This window comes from Nocardia grenadensis NBRC 108939 (genome assembly GCF_001613445.1).
Lineage (GTDB): Bacteria > Actinomycetota > Actinomycetes > Mycobacteriales > Mycobacteriaceae > Nocardia > Nocardia grenadensis.
Window position 1 is genome coordinate 137,208 of record NZ_BDCJ01000017.1, and the last position, 22,273, is coordinate 159,480.

Consider the following 22,273-nt stretch of genomic DNA (forward strand, 5'->3'; position numbering starts at 1 on the left):
GACTAGCACCCGACCATCGTAAACGGCACGTGAACGGCAGGTCATCGGGCTGCTGAACAGCAGCGTACCGGCCGGGTCAGCTATCGAGTTCGCGGACCAGCGCGTCCACCACCGCGACCAGATCCCCCTGCGCGGCCGCCGCCACCTGCCGCTGCCGCTGATAGTTGGCCCCGCGCCGCGGAATATCGGCCACCGCCGCGAGTTCGGCCACGCAGTCCAGGCGCCGCGCGGTGGGCTCCAACCGGGTCAGCAGCTCATCGAGATCCTCGGTGACCAGACGTTCGCGGTTGTCGTCGCCCACGATCACGATGGCGTCCAACCCGTAACGCGCGGCCCGCCATTTGTTCTCCTGCACATGCCAGGGTGGCAGGGTGGGCAGCGATTCACCGCGTTCCACCCGCTCGTCCAGATGCACGATCAAACAGTGGATGAACGCCGCCAGCGCGGCCAGTTCCGCCCGGTTGGAGATACCGTCGCAGATACGTACCTCGATGGTTCCCCATTTCGGTGCGGGCCGGATATCCCAGTGCATACCGCCGAGCTGTTCGAACACACCGGTTTTCATCTGGTCGTGCACATAGCGTTCGAACTCACTCCAGTTCTCGAACTGGAACGGCAGCCCCGCCGTCGGCAACTGCTGGAACATCAGCGCGCGATTGCTCGCGTAACCGGTATCCGAACCCGACCACATCGGCGAGGAGGCCGACAGCGCCAGCAGATGCGGGTAGGACAGCAACAGCGAGTTCAGGATGGGAAAGACCTTGTCCCGGTGCGACACCCCGACGTGGACGTGCACCCCCCAGATCAGCATCTGCCGACCCCACCACTGGGTGCGTTCGATCAGTTCGTCGTAGTGCTCGGACCGGGTGAGCTGCTGGGTGGACCACTGCGCGAACGGATGTGTCCCCGCGCAGAACAGGTCCACCCCGAGCTCGTCGGCGGCGCGGCGCACCGTGTGCATGGTGCCGGACAGATCCGCTACGGCGGCCCCGACGGTTTCGTGCACACCGGTGACCAGTTCCACGGTGTTGCGGAGCAACTCCTTGGTCACCTGCGGGGTGCCGTCGTGCGCCCGCAGCTCACCCACCGCGTCGAAAACGGCTGCGGCCGTATTGGACAGATCGCGGCTCGTCTTGTCGACGAGCGCGATCTCCCATTCGATCCCCACGGTCGGCCGAGGCGATCCGCGGAACGGTACCGGCTCGATCCGCGCCCCACCCATATCGGCCCCTCTGTCTTGCGTCTAACCGATGACGCCGCAGGCGACCCGGCCGCCCGCGTCACCGGTGCTCATCGTCTGCTGATCCGGGCCGGCGCCACCCTCGCGGTTGTAACGGTCCGGGATATTGGCGAAGTTGTCCGAATTGGCGTGCACGATGATCGCCTTACCCCGGATATCGCTCAAACTGACGGTATCCGTGGTGGTCACCAGATAGCCGTGGCCGTCCTTGCGGACCTGCAGCGAGGTCAGGTCGCCGCTGGCGGGATGTCCGGTGGCACCGCCGACCTGCAGATGCCCACCCGCGGACAGGAAGTCACCGGGCGCCCCGCCGGCCGGCGGGGCCGAATTCGCCTCGCATTTGCCTTCCTGGTGGATGTGCAGGCCGTGGAAACCGGGGGTCAAACCGGTTGTGTCCACGGTGATCCGCAGATGGTTCCCCTCGTCGGCGATATTCGCCGTCCCGATCTTCGCGCCGCTCGGCGACTTCAGTTCGACTTCGGTCCCCGATCCGGCCGGTGAGCCCGGCTGTTCTCCGTGCTCACCGGACTCGCCCGCGCCCGCCGGGGCCGGGGACGAGGTCCACACCGGCGGAGTCGTCCCCGTCACGTCGCTGGATTCCTGACTGTTCGTGCAGGCAACGAGGCCGAAAGCCGCGACAGCCAGCACCGGGGTCACGCTCCGCCAAGACCGGCGACGAGAAGTGGACTGTGCCATCAGGGAACTCCTTTACGAGTACCGAGTTTAGGGGTAGAGCGTTTCGACAACGATCTTTCGACGCACACGATGATGCCACGCCGTCCCGGCCCGGCCGGGACAGCCCCGACCTCCGGAGACACGTGTCACCGCCCGGTCACCACCACGACGACTCCCGAACCGTCGCCCAGACCCGGGATCATCGGCGCGGTGGTGGCATTGATATCCGCGGCGACCGCGGCGGCGGTGGCCTCGTCGGCCGGCGCCGGACCGTAGTACACGGTCGTGTTCTCGAGTGTGGTGGCGGCGTAGTTGCCCGTGGAGGTGTTGGTCCAGCCACGCGCCGTGAGTTCGTTCGCGGTCGTGGACGCCAGACCCGCGACCATGCTGTTGTTGAGCACCCGGACCGGAGCCGATCGATCGACCCCACCGGCTGCCGCCGTGGTGGTCGGTGTGGCGGCCGCGGTGGTGGTACCGGTTTCGGTGGCCGTGGTGGTGGGTGCGGCCGCGGTGGTGGTACCGGCGCGCGGCGCGGCCAGTGCGGTCGTCGACGAGGCCACCGTGCTCTCGGCGTTGTCCGAACTCGCCGAGTCCGCACTCGACAGCGACATCGCGCCCAGACCGGCGAAAACGATCGACAGGGCGATCAGAACCATTGCCGTCGCACGCAGCGGCGGTCCACCGGAGCCAGGGTTCGAATTGCTCACCCGCCCGAGCCTAGCGCCTGCTGTGTTGATTTGCCCCGCCTCCGGCGGGGCGGGTCGGGGCTGTGGCTATCGGCGCGCCTTCGGCGCGCGGGTCGGGGCCCTGTGACCCCGATTCTTCCCTCCTCCGCTCAGTCGCTGCGCTCCCTCGCTCCGTCAGTCCAGAATCGGGGGCGGGCCCCGACCACTGAGGTAGACCATCCGGAGGAGACAGAAGGTGCATGCTGTCGTGCGCCTCGACCGGCCTGGGGAGGCTCACATCACTGTAAGTGCTCGATGGCCACCGGTCTCTGGATGGCCAACCGCACACGCTCGGTCGCTGCGCTCCTTCGCTCCAGAATCGGGGCGGCCCCTACCACTCGACCGTCCGAGGAGCCGTGAAAATGCGAACGGGAGCGATGTGGAACCGGCTCCACCGCGGCAACAGTCCGGAGCTCGGCGTCAGACCTGGAAACCGAGCTTTCGCGCCGCTCGCGACTTCTGCCGGCTCGCGCGTAGCCTGCGCAGGCGCTTCACCAGCATCGGATCGGCGGCCAACGCTTCGGGCCGGTCGACGAGGGTGTTGAGCACCTGGTAGTAACGGGTCGGTGACAGCGCGAACAGTTCGCGGATCGCCTCTTCTTTGGCGCCCGCGTACTTCCACCACTGTCGTTCGAAGGCCAGGATCTCGTGTTCGCGGCGACTCAGGCCGCTCTCGGGATCGTGGGGCCCTTCGGGATTCGTATTCGCTGTGTTGTTCGGAGGACCGCCCTGGATTGCGGAAAGATCCCGCGCTGCTGCGCCGTCCATCTTGCTCCTCGCCGAGTTACCACCGGACGCGATCGCCGTATCAGGGCACGATCGGGTCACCGTGTTACTGCCCTGCGATATTCAACCACGCCGCCGGGGCGCGCGCTGCCGTCGACGTCCGGCGTGTCCGGTACGGCGGTACCATATATTTCGCGAGAACCCGTTCCACCTGCCCGGACCGGCCACGGCGGCCACGCAGAGCAGGCCCTTTTCACCGGCCGCCGGCGCCCACAATAAGCTCGTGTCATGTCAATCCTGCCCATCGTGATCGTCGGCGATCCTGTGCTGCACGGCCCTACCGCGCCGGTGACCGAATCGCCGGCGGAACTGGCCGGGCTGATCACGGATATGTACGAGACCCTGGACGCCGCCAACGGCGTCGGCCTGGCTGCCAACCAGGTCGGAGTATCCAAGCGCCTCTTCGTCTACGACTGCCCCGACCCGGCGGAGGACGGCACGGTGGTGCGGCGCCGGGGAGCCGTGATCAACCCCGTACTGGAGACCTCGGCGATCCCGGAGACAATGCCGGATCCCGATGACGACGAAGAGGGCTGTCTGTCGGTGCCCGGCGAGCAGTACCCCACCGGCCGAGCCGACTGGGCCAGGGTCACCGGAACCGACGAGCACGGTGAGCCCGTGACCGTCGAGGGCACCGGCTTCTTCGCCCGCATGCTGCAGCACGAGGTCGGCCATCTCGACGGCTATCTCTACATCGATGTCCTGATCGGACGCCACGCGCGAGCGGCGAAGAAGGCCGTCAAACGCAACGGCTGGGGCGTCCCCGGCCGCACCTGGCTACCCGGCAGCGACCCGGACCCCTTCGGACATGACGACTGATCCGCACGACCACGACGGCGATATCCCGATCTCGCAGATTCCGCTCGGCGAACGGGTCGTGGTGCGCTACCGGCGCCCCGAGGGCAGCAGCCCGCCGCTCACCGATGTGATCGGCGAGGTGGTGGAGACGAATCCGCTGACCGTCCTGGCCGCCGACGGCCATCCGGTGATGATCCCGGCGGCCAGCGTGGTGGCGTTGAAATCACTGGCGGCCCGGCCGATTCGCACCTCGGAGATCCGCGCGCTGGAGACCGCGGCGGCGTTCGGCTGGCCCGGCACCGAATCCGCCTGGATGGACGGCTGGCTGCTGCGCGCCGGACACGGTTACACCCGGCGCGCCAATTCCGCGGTGCCCATCGGTGATTCGAACGGTCCCGCCCGGGTCACGCCGGACAGCCTGCACCGGATCGGCGCCTGGTACGCCGCCCAGGGACTGCCGCTGCAACTGGCACTTCCCGACCGGCTGGCGACCGTGCCGCCGGGCTGGAACAGCTGGGGTGAAACCCGCGTCCTCGGTATCGATCTGGAGAACTTCGTCCTTCCGCAGGGCCCGTCCATGGTGCGTATCGCGCCCGAACCCGATATCGCGTGGCTGGAGATCCACCGCTACCGCGGTGACGAACCGACCGGGCACTCCGCGACGGTCCCGCTGCCCGAAGTACTCTCCGCCGTGCACGACGGGCAACTGGGTTTCGCCTCGCTGGGCCTGCCCAATCCCATCGCCATCGCCCGCGGCGCACTCACCTCCGCCTTCGACGGCCGCCGCTGGGTCGGCCTGACCTGTGTGGCGGTGGTGGCCGCCCATCGCCGGCACGGCCTGGCCGCACTCGTCTGCGGCGAACTGCTGCGCTGGGGTCGCGATCGGGGCGCGACACACGCGTACGTCCAGGTCGAGGCCGGTAATGTGGACGCCCTGGAGTTGTTCGGCGAACTCGGGTTCGTCGATCATCACAGCTACCGCTACGCCGTCCCCGGCAGTTCCGGGGTGATCGGACAGTGACGCCGGTACACCCCGAACTACGGTTCGCCCGATTCGCGAAAAGGTAATTCGTTGCGCCTGGCCACCTGGAATGTCAATTCGATCCGCTCCCGGCAGGACCGGGTGCTGGCCTGGCTGGATCGCCAGGATATCGATGTGCTGGCGATCCAGGAGACCAAATGCCGCGACGATCAGTTCCCCTTCGAGCGTTTCGCCGAGGCCGGGTACGAGGTCGCGCATGTGGGGTTGAACCAGTGGAACGGCGTGGCGATCGCATCGCGGGTGGGACTCGACGACGTGGAGATCGGGTTCCCGGGCCAGCCCGGATTCGATCGCGACGCCGCCGATACGCTCATCCCCTCACCGACCGTCGAGGCGCGGGCGCTGGGCGCCACCTGCGACGGAGTCCGGGTGTGGAGTCTCTACGTACCCAACGGGCGCGCACTGGCCGACCCGCACTACGAGTACAAACTGGCCTGGTTGGCCGCGCTCCGCGACAACGCCGCCCGCTGGCTGGCCACCGACCCGCAGGCGAAGACGGCCCTGGTCGGGGACTGGAATATCGCGCCCACCGACGACGATGTCTGGTCACCGGAACTGTTCGCCGGCAGAACCCATGTCTCCCAACCGGAACGGGACGCCTTCACCGCGATCACCGAGACAGGTTTCACCGATGTGATGCGGCCCTTCGCTCCCGGTCCCGGTGTGTACACCTACTGGGACTACACCCAGCTGCGCTTTCCGCGCAAGGAAGGAATGCGTATCGACTTCGTGCTGGCCTCGCCGGCCCTGGCCGCGACGGTGGTCGATGCCGGGGTGGACCGGGAGGAACGCAAGGGCAAGGGTGCCAGCGACCACGCTCCGGTGATCGCCGAATTCACCGCCTGACGCCGCTACAACCAGTCCGGGAGCGGATCGGTGGCGAGGAAGACACCGAGCGGTTCGGGAAATTCGATATCGGTACCGAACGGCACGGTCACCTTGGTGCTGTAGCGGCCGTCCTCGGGCTCGCTGTACACGCTCACCTCCGCGGCACCGCGGTCGATCAGGAAGTAGAGCGGGATACCCGTGGCCGCGTACAGGAACGGCTTGTCGAGCCGATCCCGCAGTTCGGTGTGCTGGGCCCGAGAACTGATCTCGATGGTCATGATCACCGGTTGCGGGTCCGACCATTCACCTTCACCGGCGAAGGCGGACGCGGGCGCAAGGATGGCGTCGGGACGCACACGACTGCCGCCGGTGCGCCCGGCCCGCAGGCCACGATCGGCGAAAAGCCACAGTTCGGACCGGCGCGGCACCAGGAAGCGCGCCAGCCACTGCACGACCCGGGTGTGGTTGGAATCCGGTCGCGCCTTCGCGGCCAGCAGGCCGTTCAGATATTCGAGCCGCAGCCCTTCGGAAATCCGCTGAGCCGCCGCGTCGAGTTCCTCGAACTCGTCGACGGTCATCAGCGATCCATGCGAGAGGGTCACAGATAGACCCTATCTCTCGCAGTCCACGACAGTCGCACCGAACACTCTGCGCCTCTCCGTCCCGCCGCCGGCGGGACGCGGTCGGGCCCGGCTCGGTGAGCAGGCGGAGTTCGCCGTCCGAGGCCTGGACGGCCCGTGAGCGAGTATGGTCGGCGGCGGAAAACTTCACACATGCCAACGGGGGCTCGCACCAGCGGGCTGAGAGGACGGCTAGCTCTCCGGAGCGCTCAGGGCTGTCGACCGTATGAACCTGACCGGGTAATGCCGGCGTAGGGAGGAAATATGACGAGTACACCTGTCGATTCGGTAACCACCGGTCCGATCGAGGGCAGCGTCAAGCACTATCGGCAAATCGACGGTCTACGCATTCCGGTACGCCGGATCGAGCTGACCAACGGCGACCGTTTCGACGTCTACGACACGTCCGGCCCGTACACCGACACCACCGCGACCATCGATCTGGAGGCGGGCCTGCCCGCGCTCCGGAACGAGTGGGAAAAGCCGGATGTGCCCGGCCCGCGCACCCAGCTCGCCTGGGCCCGGGCCGGGATCGTGACCCCGGAGATGCGCTTCGTCGCCGCCCGGGAGAGCGTGCCGGCGGAGCTGGTGCGCGCGGAGGTCGCCGCCGGCCGCGCGGTGATCCCGGCCAACCATCGGCACCCGGAGCTGGAGCCGACCGTCATCGGCAAGAAGTTCCTGGTGAAGATCAACGCCAATATCGGCAATTCGGCCGTCTCGTCCTCGATCGCCGAGGAGGTCGAGAAGATGGTGTGGGCCACCCGCTGGGGCGCGGACACCATCATGGATCTGTCCACCGGTAAGAACATCCACGAGACGCGCGAGTGGATCCTGCGCAACTCGCCGGTCCCGGTGGGCACGGTGCCGATCTATCAGGCCCTGGAGAAGGTCGGCGGTGATCCGACCGCGCTCACCTGGGAGATCTACCGCGACACGGTGGTCGAGCAGTGCGAGCAGGGTGTGGACTATATGACCGTGCACGCCGGTGTGCTGCTGCGCTACGTACCGCTGACCGCGAAGCGGGTCACCGGAATCGTCTCGCGCGGCGGTTCGATCATGGCCGCGTGGTGTCTGGCCCACCATCGGGAATCATTCCTGTACACCCATTTCGAGGAGTTGTGCGAGATCCTGGCGCACTACGATGTCACCTTCTCTCTGGGTGACGGGCTGCGGCCCGGTTCGATCGCAGACGCGAACGACGAGGCCCAGTTCGCCGAACTCCGTACGCTCGGCGAATTGACCAAGATCGCGAAATCGCACGGTGTCCAGGTGATGATCGAGGGCCCCGGCCACGTGCCGATGCACAAGATCGTGGAGAACGTACGGCTCGAAGAAGAACTGTGCGAAGAAGCCCCCTTCTACACGCTCGGTCCGCTGGCCACCGATATCGCGCCCGCCTACGACCACATCACCTCGGCCATCGGCGCCGCGATCATCGCACAGGCCGGGACCGCGATGCTGTGCTACGTCACGCCGAAGGAACATCTCGGCCTGCCCGACCGTGACGATGTGAAGACCGGGGTGATCACCTACAAGATCGCCGCGCACGCTGCCGATCTGGCCAAGGGCCATCCACACGCCCGGCTCCGGGACGACGAGTTGTCCAAGGCCCGGTTCGAATTCCGCTGGCGCGACCAGTTCGCGCTGTCACTGGACCCCGATACCGCGCGCGAATATCACGACGAGACGATGCCGGCGGAACCGGCGAAGACGGCGCATTTCTGTTCGATGTGTGGTCCGAAATTCTGCTCCATGCGCATCTCCGCGGATGTACGCGAATACGCGGAGCAGCACAATCTGACCGATATCGCCGCGATCGAGGCCGGGATGGCGGAGAAGTCGGCGGAGTTCACCGAGGCCGGTAAACGGGTGTACCTGCCGGTGGTGCCCTGACCGAAGCGGGCGCACCCCCGGTGTCGGTGCGCCCGCACTCGGTATATAAGCAGGTCGACAACCACTTTCAGCGAGACGGCGACCGCTGCGCATAATGCGCGGAAGGCGGCTCGAGTACTGGGCCGCATAGGCCCGAGGCGCCCTGCGCTGTCTCGCTCGTCGCGAGATTCCCCGCCAGGCACCAGAGGCATCCCCGCCGGCCCCGCGGACACTCCCGCAGCTGTTCAGTTGGAGATCCCGGCCGCCCGGTGCAGATAGGTGCGGTCGGTGATCTGGTCGAGCAGGAACTCCGCGATATCGGCGCGGGCGATCTTCAGGCTCAGACCTTTCTCTCCGGTACCGAAACCACGCCGGTAGGTGCCGGTGCGGGGGCCGTCGGTGAAAGCGCTGGGCCGCACGATGGTCCACTCCAGGTCGCCGGCCCGGACATAGGACTCCTGCTGCTGGTGGTCGGCGTAGGCCGGGCGCAGCAGCAGGCCGAACATAATGTATTTCCAGAGAAAGTTCAGATTGGCGCGACTGTCACCGGCTCCCAGCGTGGACTGGCAGATGAGCCGTTTCACGCCGGTGCGGTTCATCGCCTCGATGATCGTGCGGGTGCCCTCCGCCCGCACCACGCCCTTGCGGCCGTTGCCCAGTGCCACCAGTACCGCGTCCTGGCCGTAGACGGTCCGTTCGACCACACCCGGGTCGAGTACATCACCTTCCACGATGCGCAGGTTCTCGTGGGTGCGGGTGATCCGGCCGGCGTCGCGGGTGAGCGCGGTGACCTCGTACCCGCGCGCCAGCGCCTGCTCGACGATGTGCTGTCCGACCGTACCGGTCGCTCCGAAAACCGCGATTCGCATGATTGCTCCTGACTCGAAACCATTGCCTGGATCCAGTACAGCAATCAGGGGCGAGACGAACCATGGCTCTGAAGCTCGTTCGCATAAGCGAGCGTCTACAGCTCCGGGTGACGGCTTATCCGCGGAACAGTCGGGCCGTCGCTTCGTCGGCCGGGTAGAAGGCTTCGATATGGAGTTCGTCGATGGTGACGTCGGTGGCCGAGAGGGCCGAGGCGGTGATGCTGAAGAAGGAGAGCTCCGCGTCGCCCACCCGCAACTGCAGCGGCACCACCACATCGGTGCGGGCCCGGGTGCCGCCGTCGGGGCACGGGTAGGCGGATACCTCGTCGAGCAGTGCTTTCAGCCGGCTGTCGCCGGTGGCTTCCAATCGCCCGCGCACCTGGCCGAGCAGATGGTTGCGCCACTGTCCGAGATTGCGGATCCGGGGCGCCAGGCCGCCGGGGTGCAGGGAGATACGGATGGCATTGACGGGCGGTTCCAGTAGTTCGGGAGCACAACCGTCGAGTAGCGCGTCGGTGGCGGTATTGCGGTCGACCACATCCCAGCACCGGTCCAGTACCAGAGCCGGATGCGGGAGATGCGCGTCGAGCAGGACCCGGAAGGCGTCCATCACCGACCGCAGTTCCGGTGCGTCCACCTCCCGCTGGCCGTAGCTCGGCGCGTACCCGGCCGCGAGGAGCAGTTCGTTGCGCTCGCGCAGTGGGACGTCCAGGTGCCCGGCCAGCCGTTCGACCATTTCGCGCGTGGGCCGGGAACGGCCGGTCTCGACAAAACTGAGGTGCCGGGTGGACACCTCCGCCTGCGACGCGAGCTGCAACTGACTCAACCGGCGCCGCTCCCGCCAGGACCGCAGCAGGCCGCCGACCGAGGGGTCGGTATCCATGATCACCACATCCGGAATCGTAGCCGGATCAGTAAGCGATCCCATTACCTCCGACGTAATCGCCGGGGCGGCCGGTCCCCGCGATGCTGATGGCACCTAATTCACACAACCCCGGAAGGAACTCCGATGAAAGACACCGTCACCGCCTACCTGCAGACCTGGAACACCACCGACGCGGCCGCCCGGAAAGAACTGCTGAACACGCACTGGGCCCCGGAAGCCTCCTACATCGATCCGCTGGCCGAGGCGGCCGGCCTCGACGCGATCGGCGCGACCATCGGCGCGGTGCACGAGCAGTTCCCCGGGTTCGTCTTCACCCCGGTCGGGGAACCGGATGCCCACCACCGTCAGGTCCGGTTCCAGTGGGGCCTGGGCCCCGCGGGCGCCGAGCCCGTGATCATCGGTTTCGACGTCCTGGTCACCGATGAGCAGGGCCGGATCCACACGGTGCTGGGCTTCCTGGACAAGGTTCCGGGCTGATCCCAGGACGGCCGTCCCCGCATCCGGTGGCGGCCGGTGCCGGTTCGGCCGTCACCCGCCTCCGGGCCGGCCTGCCGCGGTGACGAGTCCGGGCCGGACGCAGCGGAACGCGTCCGGCCCCGGACGCTGTGGCGCTCGGACTGTTCCGCGCTTCCGCGGTCGTCACTCAGGCGCGTCCCAGTGCCAGCGTCACATTGTGGCCGCCGAAGCCGAACGAATTCGTCAGCGCGTACTCGATCCGCTGCGGCCGGGCGCGGCCGTGCACGATATCCAGGTCCGCATCCGGATTCTCCAGGTTGAGGGTGGGTGGTACGACCTGTTCCCGCAGGGTGAGCGTGGTGAGGACGGTTTCCAGGGCGCCGACCGCGCCGATGGAATGCCCGAGCGCGGATTTGGGCGCATACACCGAGGCGTCGGGGGTGACCGCTTCGATCGCGGCCGCCTCCGAGGCGTCACCGATGGAGGTCGAAGTGGCGTGGGCGTTGACATGCCCGATATCGGCGGGCGCCAGTCCCGCGGCGGCGATCGCCTTGCGCATGGCACGGGCCGCGCCCTCACCCGCCGGATCCGAAGCGACGATGTGATAGGCGTCGGAGGTTATTCCGGCGCCGAGCACCCGGGCGTGGATGCGGGCACCGCGGGCGCGGGCGTGCCGCTCCGATTCCAGGACCAGTAGCGCACCCGCTTCGCCGAAGACGAACCCGTCCCGATCCCGGTCGAACGGCCGTGAGGCGGCGGCGGGATCGTCGTTGCGGGTGCTCATCGCCCGCATCATGGCGAAACTCGCGATCGGCACAGCGTGGATATGCCCCTCCACGCCACCGGCCACCACCACATCCGCTTCGCCGGTGGCGATCAGCCGCCAGGCCTGCGCGACGGCCTCGGTGCCGGACGAGCACGCCGAAACCGGCGCGAAAACCCCTGCTTTCGCGCCGATTTCCAGGCTGACGGCCGCCGCCGGACCATTGGGCATGACCATGGGCACCGACATGGGTGAGACCTTGCGGTAGCCGCCGGCGCGCATCGCGTCGACCGCGTCGATGAGCGCGTCGCCGCCGCCCAGGCCGGTGCCGATACTCACCGCGAGCCGCTCTCCCTCCACCTCCGGACGGCCCGCCGCGCCCCAGACCTGCCGTCCGAGGACCAGGGCGAGCTGTTCGACGTAGGAGTGCCTGCGCTGTTCGACCCGGGTGAGCTGCGCACCCGGATGCGTGGCGAGCTTGCCGCCGATGCGTACGGGCAGGTCGTATTCGGCGACGAAGTCGTCGTCGAGGGTGGTGATACCGGTCCGGCCGCCCAGCAGCCCCGACCAGGTCTCGTCCATATCGCCGGCGATAGAGGTGGCGCCCGCGTACCCGGTGACGACCACCTGCGCCGCCGCCGAAGTTTCTGAAGCGATCGGTACAGTCACGGGGTCATGAATACCTGTAGCGTTCGCTACAGTCAACCCATGGCCCGCCCACTCGACCATGCCAAACGCGCCGAGATGCTCGACTCCGTGGTGCACTACATCGCCGAACGCGGCCTCGCGGACCTCTCGCTGCGCCCCCTGGCCGCCGCCCTGGGCACCAGTTCCCGGATGCTGATCTACTACTTCGGCACCAAAGAAGAACTGCTGGTCCAGGCCCTGGCGACCCATCGCCCGGATCTCACCGCGGTCTTCGCCGAAGTACACGACGCCGCCGCGCTGCGAGAACGGCTGTGGGATTTCTGGCGTTCGAACACCACCGGCTCGGGATCGATCAGCGTGCGGGTGATGCTCCAGGTCCTCGGCGCGGCCTGCGCACCCCACGGCCCCTACGCGGGCTACGCGGACCAGGCCACCGCGGCGTTCGTCACCGCCCTCACCGCGAGCCTGCGCGCACTGAACCCGGACGACGAACCCGAAGTAGTGGCCACCGTACTGGTCTCCGGGTTGCGCGGCATCCTGCAGGACCGGCTCATCACCGGCGATATCGAACGCACCGACCGGGCGGCCCGCCGGCTCATCGACCACACCATCCGCTGACCTGCCGGGTCCACACCGGCGCATGGACGACAGCGTCATCGGAATGTTCGATACCGGTATCCCGAGGCAGGTATCGTTTTCTCATGACCGCCGTTCATGAGGAGATCATGACGACCGAGGAGTTCGAGGAACTCGCCCGGCTGGCCGGTCGGGTGTCCGAAGGTATACGGCTGGAGTTCATCGAGGGGCGGTTGGGGGCGAAGGGTGTGGCCGACGGGGACCACGGGCGGATTCTGCAGTGGCTGATCCGCATGTTCATCCTGGCCCGACCGGAACTGTTCCTGAGCGTCGAACAGGGGCTGAAGGTCGACGCCTATCGCAAGGGGCGGGCACGTCCCGACGGCACGCTGGCGGATGCCGACGCATTCGTCGGGCAGGGGGAATGGGCCGACCCGGACCCCGTCCTCATGGTGGTGGAAGTGACTTCCCGCGACAGCGACACCGAACAGCGGGACCGCCGTGAGAAGCCGATCGCCTACGCGGCCACCGGGATTCCGGTCTACCTTCTGATCGACCGCGAATTCGGCGAGATCACGGTATTCAGCCAGCCCTCGGGCGCGCGCTACCAGCGCCGGGTGACCGTCTCGATCGGTGACAGCGTCGAACTGCCCGACCCCGTCGGCCTGTCCCTGGACACCGAACCGATCAAAGCCTGGGTCTGACGCTCGCCGACTCGAGACACCCACTCGGCCGCGAACCCCGCCCACGTAGGGTGACCGGGTGAGATTGTTGCCGTTGACGCCCCCGGGACAGACCCCGGTCCGGGTGCTCACCATCGCCGGTACCGATTCGGGCGGCGGGGCCGGAATCCAGGCCGATACCAGGACCATGGCCCTGTGCGGGGTGCACGCACTGGTGGCGGTGGCCGCGGTGACCGTGCAGAACACGGTGGGCGTGAGCGGATTCCACGAGATTCCCCCGCAGGTGGTCGCGGACCAGGTGCGCTCGGTAGCCGGAGATATCGGTATCGGCGCCGCGAAGACCGGCATGCTCGCCTCCGGCGACATCATCGAGGCCGTGGCCGCCGTCTGCCGGGAGGTCGGCATCGGGCACGATGCCGCGGTGCCGCTGGTGGTCGACCCCGTCGCGGCCTCTATGCACGGCGACCCGCTGCTGCACACCGAAGCACTCGACGCCGTGCGGTACACGCTGTTCCCGCTGGCCACCATTGTCACCCCGAACCTGGACGAGGTGCGGTTGCTGACCGGGGTCGAGGTCACCGACGCGGCGTCCGCGCGCATCGCGGCCGAGGCACTGCACGGACTCGGACCACGCTGGGTCGTGGTGAAGGGCGGCCACCTGCGGACCTCGGCGCTGAGCACCGATCTGCTGTTCGACGGCAACCGGTTCCTGGAGTTCTCCGCCCCGCGTATCGAGACCGGCAACGATCACGGCGGCGGCGACACCCTGGCTGCGGCCCTGGCCTGCGCGCTGGCCCACGGCTATTCAGTTCCCGATGCCTTCGAATTCGCCAAGGAATGGACTAGGCGCAGTCTGGAAGCCGCCTACGACCTGGGCAAAGGCCACGGCCCGGTCTCCCCGCTGTGGCGGCTGAGCTGACTTCGGCCGGGTCGGCGACCTGTCGGTGGGCGGGTCCATACTCGAAGCGTCACGAACATTTCCACAACGGAGTGGAGACCGGAACAACGACGTTCCAGCAGTGACACCGGACTGGTGGGCCCGGCGGGGCAAGGTACACAGCTACCTCCCAGGTCGGCTGGAGCCACGCCCCGGCCCACCGACGCATATGGATGTCGACCTCTCCACCGCCCTGAACGCGCTGCTGCCGCTGGTCGCACCGCCGGTCTCCGGTCATTCGGATCTGGCGATCGGCACCCGGCCGGGCTCCGGGGCCCAGGTGGTGCGCGGGCACAAGCGCGAATCCATCTCCCGCTGCTACAACCTGCTGCTGAAAGCAATGCTCTTGCTCTACCTGCTGCACCCGATGCCGGTGCGCAGGTCGCCGATTTCGCGGGCCTGTTCCGGGCCATCGGCATTCCGACCCGCCGTGCCACTGGGGCCGGGACGGACCACTCGGCGCACGCGCGGTAACGCCCCGGCACGGTTGTCCGAGTCGGCCCCCGCTCGCCCGGCCGGGCAGGGCACATTCGGTACCTCCGGCCGGAACCGGACTGCGACGCAGCGGCCTTCCCGACCCAACGCCTAGTCGGGCGAATATCCAGCGACCCGATCGAAGTAATTCTTTTCCGCTATTATGCGAGGTTCACCGTCCGCCATCGGAGCGTCAACCCAACGCGCGGCGCCGACCGGCCTCGCACCGGCGGCGCACGAGACCATGCCGCCGGGACCGAAAAGAAGGACCGCATTTCGAAAACCGACCGGAATGCACTATCCGGCAGGCCGTCCGAGACAGCGAAGAATTCCGGGTGCGGCACGCGCCCGCGCATCGACACCAATTCACCGAGTTCTGAAATTTCGACGTTCCTGACAACCCGATTCCCCTGGATGCCGCGCGCCGGAACGTTAGGATCGACCGAGCGCCTGGCACGACCAGGCAATTCTTCATATCGGTACCGCTCGGCAGGGAACATGGTGATGTACGGGAACAGTGAAGTTCTCGCCACGAGAAAGGCCAAAGGCATTGTGGCGAAAGAGCAGTTGGCGGCCCGCGACGCGGTGTTCGTCTACGACGAAAGCGAGCGGCATCCGTCCAATATCGTCGCGGTCTATATTTTCGACGCCACCGGAACCGAACCGATAGATGCCGCCGCGCTGCGGGATTGGGCACGGGCGCGGCTGGGTTTCGCACCCCTGTTCCAACGGCGATTGCAGCGTGTCCCGATGGACCTGGACCTGCCGTACTGGGTGCCCGAGCCGGCGCTCGATATCGACGAACACGTGGGGGTCGGACCGTCAGGCGCCGACTGGGACACCGTGCGGGCCCGGCTCGCGGAAATGACCACGGCGCGTTTGGATCTCACGCGGCCGCCGTGGCAGATCCAGGTGTTCGACCGAGTCCGCGCCGTACCGGAGATCCCGGGGGAGGCCACGGTCGTCGTACTGAGATTTCACCACAGCGCCTGCGACGGTGTGGCGACCAGGGAACTCGAACTGGAACTCTTCGGCGGTCGGGAGGCACCGGCCGCACCTACGACGAACCGGTGGTCGAAACCGGCGGCGACCTTACGTGCCGCCGCGCTGTTTCCCTACCGTATGGGCCGTTTCGCGATGGGACTGTCGCGTACCCGGGCGGCGAATACCGCGGCGCGGGCCCGGATCGAGGCCGGGTTGCTGCACGAACCGGCGCCCGTACGCCCCGCGACCCGCTTCAACCGCGCGATCGGCCCGACCGTACTCATCGAGCAGGTGTTCCTGCCGTTGACCGAGGTGACGGCATTGCGCGACCGGTCCGCCGAACGCGTCACGGTCAACGATGTCATGCTGACCGTGGTGTCCGGTGCGCTCGCCGCCTACCTCGACGAGAAGGGTGAGACGCCGCCGGAGGGACTCGCCGCGATGGTTCCGATGTCTATGCGCGGTATCGCGCACTGGGATTCGGCAAACCAGCTGTGCCAGATGACGGTCGATCTACACACCGGCCGACGCGAGCCACGTGCACGTTTGGCGGCGATCCGGGAGTCGGTACGCCGGGAACGGCGCCGGCACAGCGATCCGGCGGTACTCCGGCACGCGGCGCGGGTCGAGACCGCCCCGGCGTGGTTGTTGCGGGCGGCGGGCCGGGCCCGGGCACATCGCTCGTTCGCCGATCTGTCCTCGGTTCCGCTGCACAACACCACGATCAGCAATGTTCCGCCGCCGGGTGCCGGGCTGACCTTCCGCGGCGCGCCGATGCTGCGGGCGTTCGGTGTCCTGCCACCGATGGACGGTGACGGTCTGCGGCACCTGATCTCGGCCCAGGGCGAGGAGATCGTGCTCACCATCAGCGTCGACAAGGCGATGATGCCGGACCCCGGCCGCTACCGGGAGCTGCTGCGGGAATCGTTCCGCGAGCTGGTGGAAGCCCTCGACTGACGCGCCGCGGGCCCCCGCCGGATACGGCGGGGGCCCGGTGCGACCGCAGGTGGGTTCAGGAGGTCAGCGCACCGGCCAGTAGTGGCCAGGAGCGGTGCAGATCGTCCTGCCAGTACCCCCACGAATGGGTGCCGGAAGGACGGAGGTCGTAGACGATATCGGTTCGGCCGAGCTCCTGGGTGCGACGCTGGAGCGCCCGGGTGCAGTAGTCGGCCGCGGCCTCGATGCCGCCGCCGACGAGCAGCTGGTTCCACAGCATCCGCTGATTACCGTCGAGCCGTGGATCATCGGCGCTGTCGTATCGTCCGGCCAGCCCGGTACCGCTGGTGATGTACATCGGGATATCGGGAAGCCGGTGGGCCTGCAGGTAGGGGTCGTGTTCCCGCCACCCCGGACCGTCGGTCGGGCCCCACATGTTCTCGGCATCGCCGCCGCCCAGGCTCACCACGAGTGTGACGAACGCCTGCCCCAGAAGATCGCTGGTCATCGCACATCCGCTGTACGCCGCCGCCGCACTGTAGAGGTGGGGCGCGCGGATGGTGAGGTCGAGTACCGAGGTCGCGGCCATCGAGATCCCCGCGATCGCGTTGCGGCCCGTGGTGCCGAAGGCGGAATCGAGTACGGGCGGTAGTTCTTCGGTGAGGAAGGTCGCCCACATGTTCCGGCCGTTGTTGCCCAGTTTCGCGGCCAGGCCGGAGTCCGCCTGCTGCCAGTCGGTGTAGTAACTGAAGGCCCCCTCCTTGGGGATCACCACATTGACGTGTTCGCCGGCGAAGAATTCGGACACGTCGGTCTGCGCGGACCAGGTCGCGGCGTCTTCGCCGCCGCCCGCACCGTTGAGCAGGTAAAGGGTCGGCGCGGGGGTTCCGGTATCGGCCGGGCGCAGGACCTGCAGCGGGATATCGCGCTGCATGGCCGGTGAGTACACCGTGACCTCGACCCATCGTCCGGCGCCGGGCGCGAGCGAGACGATATCCGCTCCCGGGGCGGCGGCGGCGCGCGGTGCCACGCCGAGGGCGAGAACGAACAGTATCGCCAGCAGATATACCGGCGACGTCCTGCTTCGTGGAATCATCAATTCGTATACATGGCTTTCGAGCACGGGGTCCACCCGTGGTGACCGGGTGGACCCCCTATTCCGACCGGCGATCTATTTGCCGGGGGCGGGCGTGCCCCCGCTCAGGGTGATCAGCGCGTTGACGATACTCGTGCCGATACCTCCGGCGCTGGCAGTGCCCATGCCCAGAATTTCGAAGAGAGACCCCATGTCGTGCTCCTTGCAGTGCTGAATTAACGGAATTCCGATCGGAATTTCGGTGAAATTGGGTGTATCGTTCGCCGAATCAGGCGGCGACACTTCCCTGTAGGGAACCGATGAAAACATCGAGGAGGCCGTCACCTGCGACAGCCGAACCGAGTGCCGGAATCAACGCCATGAGCAGATCGCTCAACGAACCCATAGTGAACTCCTCGAGAAGGTGAGACGTCCTCGCGGATACGGGCTTGCAGCCCGGAAGGACGATCACGGCCGCGGTGTCTGGCAGTGACCCAGGCAACATAGCAAGCGACCAGTTTTCCCGCAACGAATTCCTCTAAATTTGATTTACAGAAAGTCTGCAATTCTTCGGCAACCGATAGAGACACGCTGCGACCGCCACCGGGGCCCCGACGAGTGATCCGCGACGGGCCCTGCCGCCCGGTGTCGAAACCGCCGAACGCACGGGGCCGACGCGAGAAGCCGGCATCGCCGGGCTCAGGAAGCCGCGGGTGTCTGGGTCGGATATCACGCCGGAACCCGCACCGGGAGATATCGGTGCCACCCCACCCCACCGCGACTACCCGACCCGGTTGACCCAGCGGCTGCGCACTCCTCTTGCGGCACGCGGCCCGGGCCGATCACGAGCCCCGGCCGCGGTCTCGACGGCAACCACCCGGGTCGGGCGGACGCCCCGGCGCACCGGCGGGCAATGGGCTGCCCGGCGCGAGGGGGCCCATCCACTACGTGGCAGCCCACCGAGCCGGAAAGACGGAGTCCGGAAACGAATCTGCGCTGATATGGCGATGGCTCGGACCGGCCGGGTCCGAGCCATCGACGTATCAGCGCACCGTATGCGGCGGGCTCAGACGAACACCTGGGTGAGGTCGCCGTAGAGCCGCTGCTCGGTGCACTGGGTGTCCGCGTCGAAACTCGCGTACACCGCACCGGGGATATCGAGCTCCGTACCGTTCTTCAGCCAGTAGTGGATCCGGATCTCGAAGGTGACCTCGGCCGTACCGTCCGCCGCGGTCTGCGGCTCCATCCAGTGGAAAATGGTATGCCTGATCTTGGTGGTCTGGTCGAGTACGTATTGGACGGAGGCGGCTGCCGCCTCCCGGCCGGTCACGGGTTCGGCATTGGCGAAGGTCAGTTTCACATCGTCGGTCATCAACGCCACGGCGTCGGCCAACCGACCGGCATCGATGTGCTCGTAGTAGTCCTCCATAGCCTTCCGGACGGACGTCATCAACCCACTCCTTGCTGAGTTTCCCGAAAAGGGAACGGTTTTCGATTGCTGCGAGCACACAGTAGTGGAAGTTCACATCACCCGCCGAGGATCGCGAGGCACGGTAGTTCACGGTCCGGCAACGGTTTTCGGGCCGGCGGCACGAAGTCCGCCGGCCCCCGATCACCGGGCCTCGGCCGGGGGTCGGAACGAGCCGGGTACGGCCGCCCGGATCGCCGCGGCCTCGTGCTCCAGCAGCACGTCTCCACCCTGGGTGGAGACGATCGGGCTGTACGGGTCCGGCTCGTAGGGGTCGCCGAGCAGTTCGCGCAGCACCGCCAGCCCGCAGAACGGCACATAGTGTGGGCTGTAACCACCCTCCTGGATGAATGCGATCCGGCCCTCGCAGAGTTCGGCCGCCACATCGAGCACACGCCGGGTGAGCCGGGCGAATCCGGCACTGGTGACCATCTGGCGGGCCAGCGGATCCATGATGCTCGCGTCGAAACCGGAGGCCACCAGGATCAGCTCGGGACGGAACTCGCGGAGCGCCGGCAGCACGACCTCGTCCATGGCGTGCACATAGGCGGCATCACCACTGGCCGGCGGCAGCGGGATATTGATCGAGAAGCCCTCGCCCGCACCCGCGCCCCGCTCCTCCAGATAGCCGGAGTTCGGCGGGAAACACAGATGCTGGTGCAGCGAAACGGTGAGTACCGACGGGTCGCTGTACCAGATCTCCTGGGTGCCGTTGCCGTGGTGGACATCCCAGTCCACCACCGCCACCCGCGCCAACCCGAGGACATCCTTGGCGTAAGCGGCGGCTACGGAAACATTGTTGAAAATGCAGAACCCCATCCCACCGGCCCGGTACGCGTGATGCCCCGGCGGATTGACCAGCGCGTAACCGGTATCGATGGTCCGGGAGACCACCTGATCCACGAGCTGGATCGCACCGCCGGCGGACAGCGCCGCGATCTCGTAACCCCCGCGCCCGAACGGCGAGCAACCGTCACCGGCGTCACCGCCCTTCGGCTGGAGACTCTCCGCTTTGATCCGGGCCAGATGCTCGGCGGTATGGACGCGGAGGATATCCGCCTCGGTGGCCGGGACCGCCCGCACCGGTTGCAGCCGGTCGAGCACCCCGGAAACCGCGACCAGTTCGTGGAACCGGCGTTTGGTATCGGGGTGGGCGACATGGTGACCTATCGGCTGGAGCCCGGTGGTCGCATCGGCGGGAAACAGACTCCCCGAACCGGTGTCGGCCCATCCGTAGACCGTGTTCCAGACATATCCGATTGTCATGGTCGAACTCCTTGGTGTCCGGCTACCCGCTCGAACGGGCGCCGGACGGCAAACCGCGCGCAATCGATCGACAGCGCCAGCTCATCGAGCCACAACCGCTCCGGCCGCGCAACCGGAACGCGGCTGCGGAGGAGTGCGTGCCGGTCCTCACATCGAGAACCGTCCTCGAACCCGCACCGGCTACGCAGCCGTATCGAACGAGGACAGGATCCGAGTGAGCCATTCGGTCCGTGCCTGCCGGGCGGCAGCCGACAAGCATGCCTGCGGGAAAAGCGCATCGAAGCCGTGGAACCCGCCTGCCCACAGGTGGAGTTCGGCGTGGCCTCCGGCTGCCCAGATACGGGTGGCGTAATCGACGTCCTCGTCTCGGAAGACTTCCGCGGAGCCGGCGTCGATGTAGGCGGGTGGGAGGCCGGACAGGTCGTCGGCACGGCTCGGCGAGATATAGGCAGGAATGCGGTCGTCGGGCAGGCCCGCCAGTACGGCGTTCCAGGCGAATTCGTTGGTTTCACCGGTCCAGACAGTGGGCTGGTTCGAGTATTGACGGCTGGAGATGCTGGTGTTGCGGTGGTCGAGCATCGGACAGCTCAATATTTGCGCGGCGATCGCGGGACCACCGAGGTCACGGGCCATCAGGGCGACTCCGGCGGCGAGACCGCCTCCCGCGCTGGTGCCCGCGACCACGATCCGGTCGCTATCGATGCCGAGTTCGTCGGCGTGATCGGCGATCCAGCAGAGGCCGCGGTAGCAGTCCTGGACCGGGGTGGTGCCGCCGTTTTCGGGGGCGAGGCGGTAGTCGACGGTGACCACGACCGCGCCTGTCGCGTCGAGCCATTCCAGCGGAATATCCAACTGGGAGAATCGGTCGCCCATGATCATGCCGCCCCCGTGCATCCAATAGACACAGGGTGCCGCGGCGGCAGTTCCGGTCCGCCGCAAGATTGTCATCGGGATGCCGGTGTCGTCGGCGGGCACGGTGACTTCCCGCTGCTCGACCGAGAGTCCCACGAGCACTTCCGCCAACGGTGGCGCCGAGACCCGGCGGAGCTGCGGGAGTAGCTCCGGCGTGATCCGCGAGACGAGCGGAAAATCGGCGAGCAGCGCGCCGAGTTCGGGATCGAGGGCGGGACGGGCGAGGGGCGACATGGCTGTTTCTCCTGTGTGTAGCGGGATTCAGATATCAGAAGGCGGCTTTGCCACCGACCGGGACATAGTCGGTGTAAGGGCTTACAGCGACCACGAGCTGTTCGATTTCCGCGATGATCGCTTGCGCGGCAGCACCGGCGAACAGCTGGTGATGATCTGTCTCGGTTGTCCACCCTTCGGTGACGTGGACGACCTCGGGATCCGACGCGGATCGGCAGACCAGATAGACCAGGCAATGCTCACTCGACGCGGGGTTGCCGTCGTCCATGCCGCTCAGCAGCAAATCGACCAGTTGGTCGGCCTTGCCCGGTTCGGCGGTCAGGACGGTGTTGAATCCGTAGCCCACAGTCATGTTCGACTCCTCGACAACTATCGTGATACTCCCGATCGATTACTCGATCAGCTCTTTTGATGTATTCATCATTGCTGTTCTAGCTGCACAAATAGTAGAAAAAAGCTCTCTGGTACTTGCCTGATACTCCTAATCCGAGCACTTTCGGTTGCACAGCGTGTTGTACTC

The 22,273-nt window shown here is 67.1% G+C and carries 22 protein-coding genes and 1 pseudogene; 10 read left to right on the plus strand and 13 right to left on the minus strand.

The features are described 5' to 3' along the window. Positions 1-76: 76 nt before the first annotated feature. The 4 genes from NGR01S_RS18210 to napA form a co-directional block, all read right to left on the minus strand. Entirely contained in the window at positions 77-1,222 is a 1,146-nt protein-coding gene (locus tag NGR01S_RS18210; protein WP_063038337.1) for a glutamate--cysteine ligase, read from the minus strand. A gap of 21 nt (positions 1,223-1,243) precedes the next feature. Beyond that, entirely contained in the window at positions 1,244-1,936 is a 693-nt protein-coding gene (sodC, locus tag NGR01S_RS18215) for a superoxide dismutase[Cu-Zn] (RefSeq protein WP_063038340.1), read from the minus strand. A 125-nt stretch (positions 1,937-2,061) separates the two neighbouring features. Then, complete coding sequence (locus NGR01S_RS18220; RefSeq protein WP_084481316.1) at positions 2,062-2,622, minus strand: LytR C-terminal domain-containing protein; 561 nt, start codon at positions 2,620-2,622, stop codon at positions 2,062-2,064. A 438-nt stretch (positions 2,623-3,060) separates the two neighbouring features. Then, a complete protein-coding gene (napA, locus tag NGR01S_RS18225) occupies positions 3,061-3,408 on the minus strand; it encodes a nucleoid-associated protein NapA (protein ID WP_063038344.1) in 348 nt (115 codons plus the stop codon). A gap of 246 nt (positions 3,409-3,654) precedes the next feature. On the opposite strand from napA, the gene NGR01S_RS18230 reads away from it, so the two are divergent. Genes NGR01S_RS18230 through NGR01S_RS18240 form a run of 3 tightly spaced genes read left to right on the plus strand, consistent with a single transcriptional unit; the run spans position 3,655 to position 6,112 of the window. Further along, on the plus strand, positions 3,655-4,245 hold the full coding sequence (locus NGR01S_RS18230; RefSeq protein ID WP_063038346.1) for a peptide deformylase: 591 nt from the start codon (positions 3,655-3,657) through the stop codon (positions 4,243-4,245). Beyond that, positions 4,235-5,245 (plus strand): N-acetylglutamate synthase, CG3035 family, encoded by a 1,011-nt coding sequence (locus tag NGR01S_RS18235; RefSeq protein ID WP_063038348.1) that lies wholly within the window; start codon positions 4,235-4,237, stop codon positions 5,243-5,245. The genes NGR01S_RS18230 and NGR01S_RS18235 overlap by 11 nt, the downstream gene beginning before the upstream one ends. Before the next feature lie 51 nt (positions 5,246-5,296). Further along, a complete protein-coding gene (locus tag NGR01S_RS18240) occupies positions 5,297-6,112 on the plus strand; it encodes an exodeoxyribonuclease III (protein ID WP_063038350.1) in 816 nt (271 codons plus the stop codon). Positions 6,113-6,117: 5 nt separating this feature from the next. On the opposite strand, the gene NGR01S_RS18245 is transcribed toward NGR01S_RS18240, so the two are convergent. Further along, positions 6,118-6,696 (minus strand): Uma2 family endonuclease, encoded by a 579-nt coding sequence (locus NGR01S_RS18245; protein WP_245664652.1) that lies wholly within the window; start codon positions 6,694-6,696, stop codon positions 6,118-6,120. A 282-nt stretch (positions 6,697-6,978) separates the two neighbouring features. Between NGR01S_RS18245 and thiC the strand changes: the two genes are divergently transcribed. Further along, complete coding sequence (thiC, locus tag NGR01S_RS18250; protein WP_063038354.1) at positions 6,979-8,607, plus strand: phosphomethylpyrimidine synthase ThiC; 1,629 nt, start codon at positions 6,979-6,981, stop codon at positions 8,605-8,607. Between the two features lie 224 nt (positions 8,608-8,831). Here thiC and NGR01S_RS18255 read toward each other — a convergent pair whose 3' ends face one another. After that, positions 8,832-9,455, minus strand: a complete 624-nt coding sequence (locus NGR01S_RS18255; RefSeq protein ID WP_063038356.1) for an NAD(P)-dependent oxidoreductase — start codon at positions 9,453-9,455, stop codon at positions 8,832-8,834. Between the two features lie 115 nt (positions 9,456-9,570). Further along, positions 9,571-10,338 (minus strand): helix-turn-helix domain-containing protein, encoded by a 768-nt coding sequence (locus NGR01S_RS18260; RefSeq protein ID WP_063038563.1) that lies wholly within the window; start codon positions 10,336-10,338, stop codon positions 9,571-9,573. Between the two features lie 126 nt (positions 10,339-10,464). Between NGR01S_RS18260 and NGR01S_RS18265 the strand changes: the two genes are divergently transcribed. After that, positions 10,465-10,818 (plus strand): nuclear transport factor 2 family protein, encoded by a 354-nt coding sequence (locus NGR01S_RS18265; protein ID WP_063038358.1) that lies wholly within the window; start codon positions 10,465-10,467, stop codon positions 10,816-10,818. Between the two features lie 166 nt (positions 10,819-10,984). Here the strand turns inward: NGR01S_RS18265 and NGR01S_RS18270 are convergent, their stop codons facing one another. Then, positions 10,985-12,229 carry a KasA/KasB family beta-ketoacyl-ACP synthase gene (locus NGR01S_RS18270; protein ID WP_063038360.1) on the minus strand — a complete coding sequence of 415 codons (1,245 nt, stop codon included), beginning with the start codon at positions 12,227-12,229 and terminating at the stop codon, positions 10,985-10,987. A gap of 39 nt (positions 12,230-12,268) precedes the next feature. Here NGR01S_RS18270 and NGR01S_RS18275 point away from each other — a divergent pair, with 39 nt between their 5' ends. The 5 genes and pseudogenes from NGR01S_RS18275 (at position 12,269) to NGR01S_RS18295 (ending at position 16,819) form a co-directional block, all read left to right on the plus strand. Continuing rightward, complete coding sequence (locus NGR01S_RS18275) at positions 12,269-12,826, plus strand: TetR/AcrR family transcriptional regulator (RefSeq protein ID WP_063038362.1); 558 nt, start codon at positions 12,269-12,271, stop codon at positions 12,824-12,826. An 83-nt stretch (positions 12,827-12,909) separates the two neighbouring features. Then, positions 12,910-13,488 (plus strand): Uma2 family endonuclease, encoded by a 579-nt coding sequence (locus tag NGR01S_RS18280; RefSeq protein ID WP_063038364.1) that lies wholly within the window; start codon positions 12,910-12,912, stop codon positions 13,486-13,488. Positions 13,489-13,546: 58 nt separating this feature from the next. Further along, entirely contained in the window at positions 13,547-14,386 is an 840-nt protein-coding gene (gene thiD / locus NGR01S_RS18285; RefSeq protein ID WP_063038366.1) for a bifunctional hydroxymethylpyrimidine kinase/phosphomethylpyrimidine kinase, read from the plus strand. Between the two features lie 184 nt (positions 14,387-14,570). After that, positions 14,571-14,750, plus strand: a pseudogene (locus tag NGR01S_RS31020) (glycosyltransferase family 2 protein); the annotation flags it as partial. A 632-nt stretch (positions 14,751-15,382) separates the two neighbouring features. Continuing rightward, on the plus strand, positions 15,383-16,819 hold the full coding sequence (locus NGR01S_RS18295; protein WP_063038565.1) for a wax ester/triacylglycerol synthase family O-acyltransferase: 1,437 nt from the start codon (positions 15,383-15,385) through the stop codon (positions 16,817-16,819). Positions 16,820-16,874: 55 nt separating this feature from the next. Here the strand turns inward: NGR01S_RS18295 and NGR01S_RS18300 are convergent, their stop codons facing one another. The 5 genes from NGR01S_RS18300 to NGR01S_RS18325 all read right to left on the minus strand — a co-directional run bounded on the left by NGR01S_RS18300 (position 16,875) and on the right by NGR01S_RS18325 (position 22,105). Next, a complete protein-coding gene (locus NGR01S_RS18300) occupies positions 16,875-17,894 on the minus strand; it encodes an alpha/beta hydrolase (RefSeq protein ID WP_063038567.1) in 1,020 nt (339 codons plus the stop codon). Between the two features lie 1,045 nt (positions 17,895-18,939). Continuing rightward, the gene (locus NGR01S_RS18310) at positions 18,940-19,323 is read right to left on the minus strand and encodes a nuclear transport factor 2 family protein (protein WP_084481322.1); all 384 of its coding nucleotides are present in this window, start codon (positions 19,321-19,323) and stop codon (positions 18,940-18,942) included. Positions 19,324-19,485: 162 nt separating this feature from the next. Beyond that, positions 19,486-20,607: a histone deacetylase-like amidohydrolase gene (locus NGR01S_RS18315; protein WP_063038375.1), complete on the minus strand. Its 1,122-nt coding sequence runs from the start codon at positions 20,605-20,607 to the stop codon at positions 19,486-19,488. Positions 20,608-20,787: 180 nt separating this feature from the next. Then, entirely contained in the window at positions 20,788-21,753 is a 966-nt protein-coding gene (locus NGR01S_RS18320) for an alpha/beta hydrolase (protein ID WP_063038377.1), read from the minus strand. Between the two features lie 34 nt (positions 21,754-21,787). Next, positions 21,788-22,105: a putative quinol monooxygenase gene (locus NGR01S_RS18325; RefSeq protein ID WP_063038379.1), complete on the minus strand. Its 318-nt coding sequence runs from the start codon at positions 22,103-22,105 to the stop codon at positions 21,788-21,790. Positions 22,106-22,273: the final 168 nt, after the last annotated feature.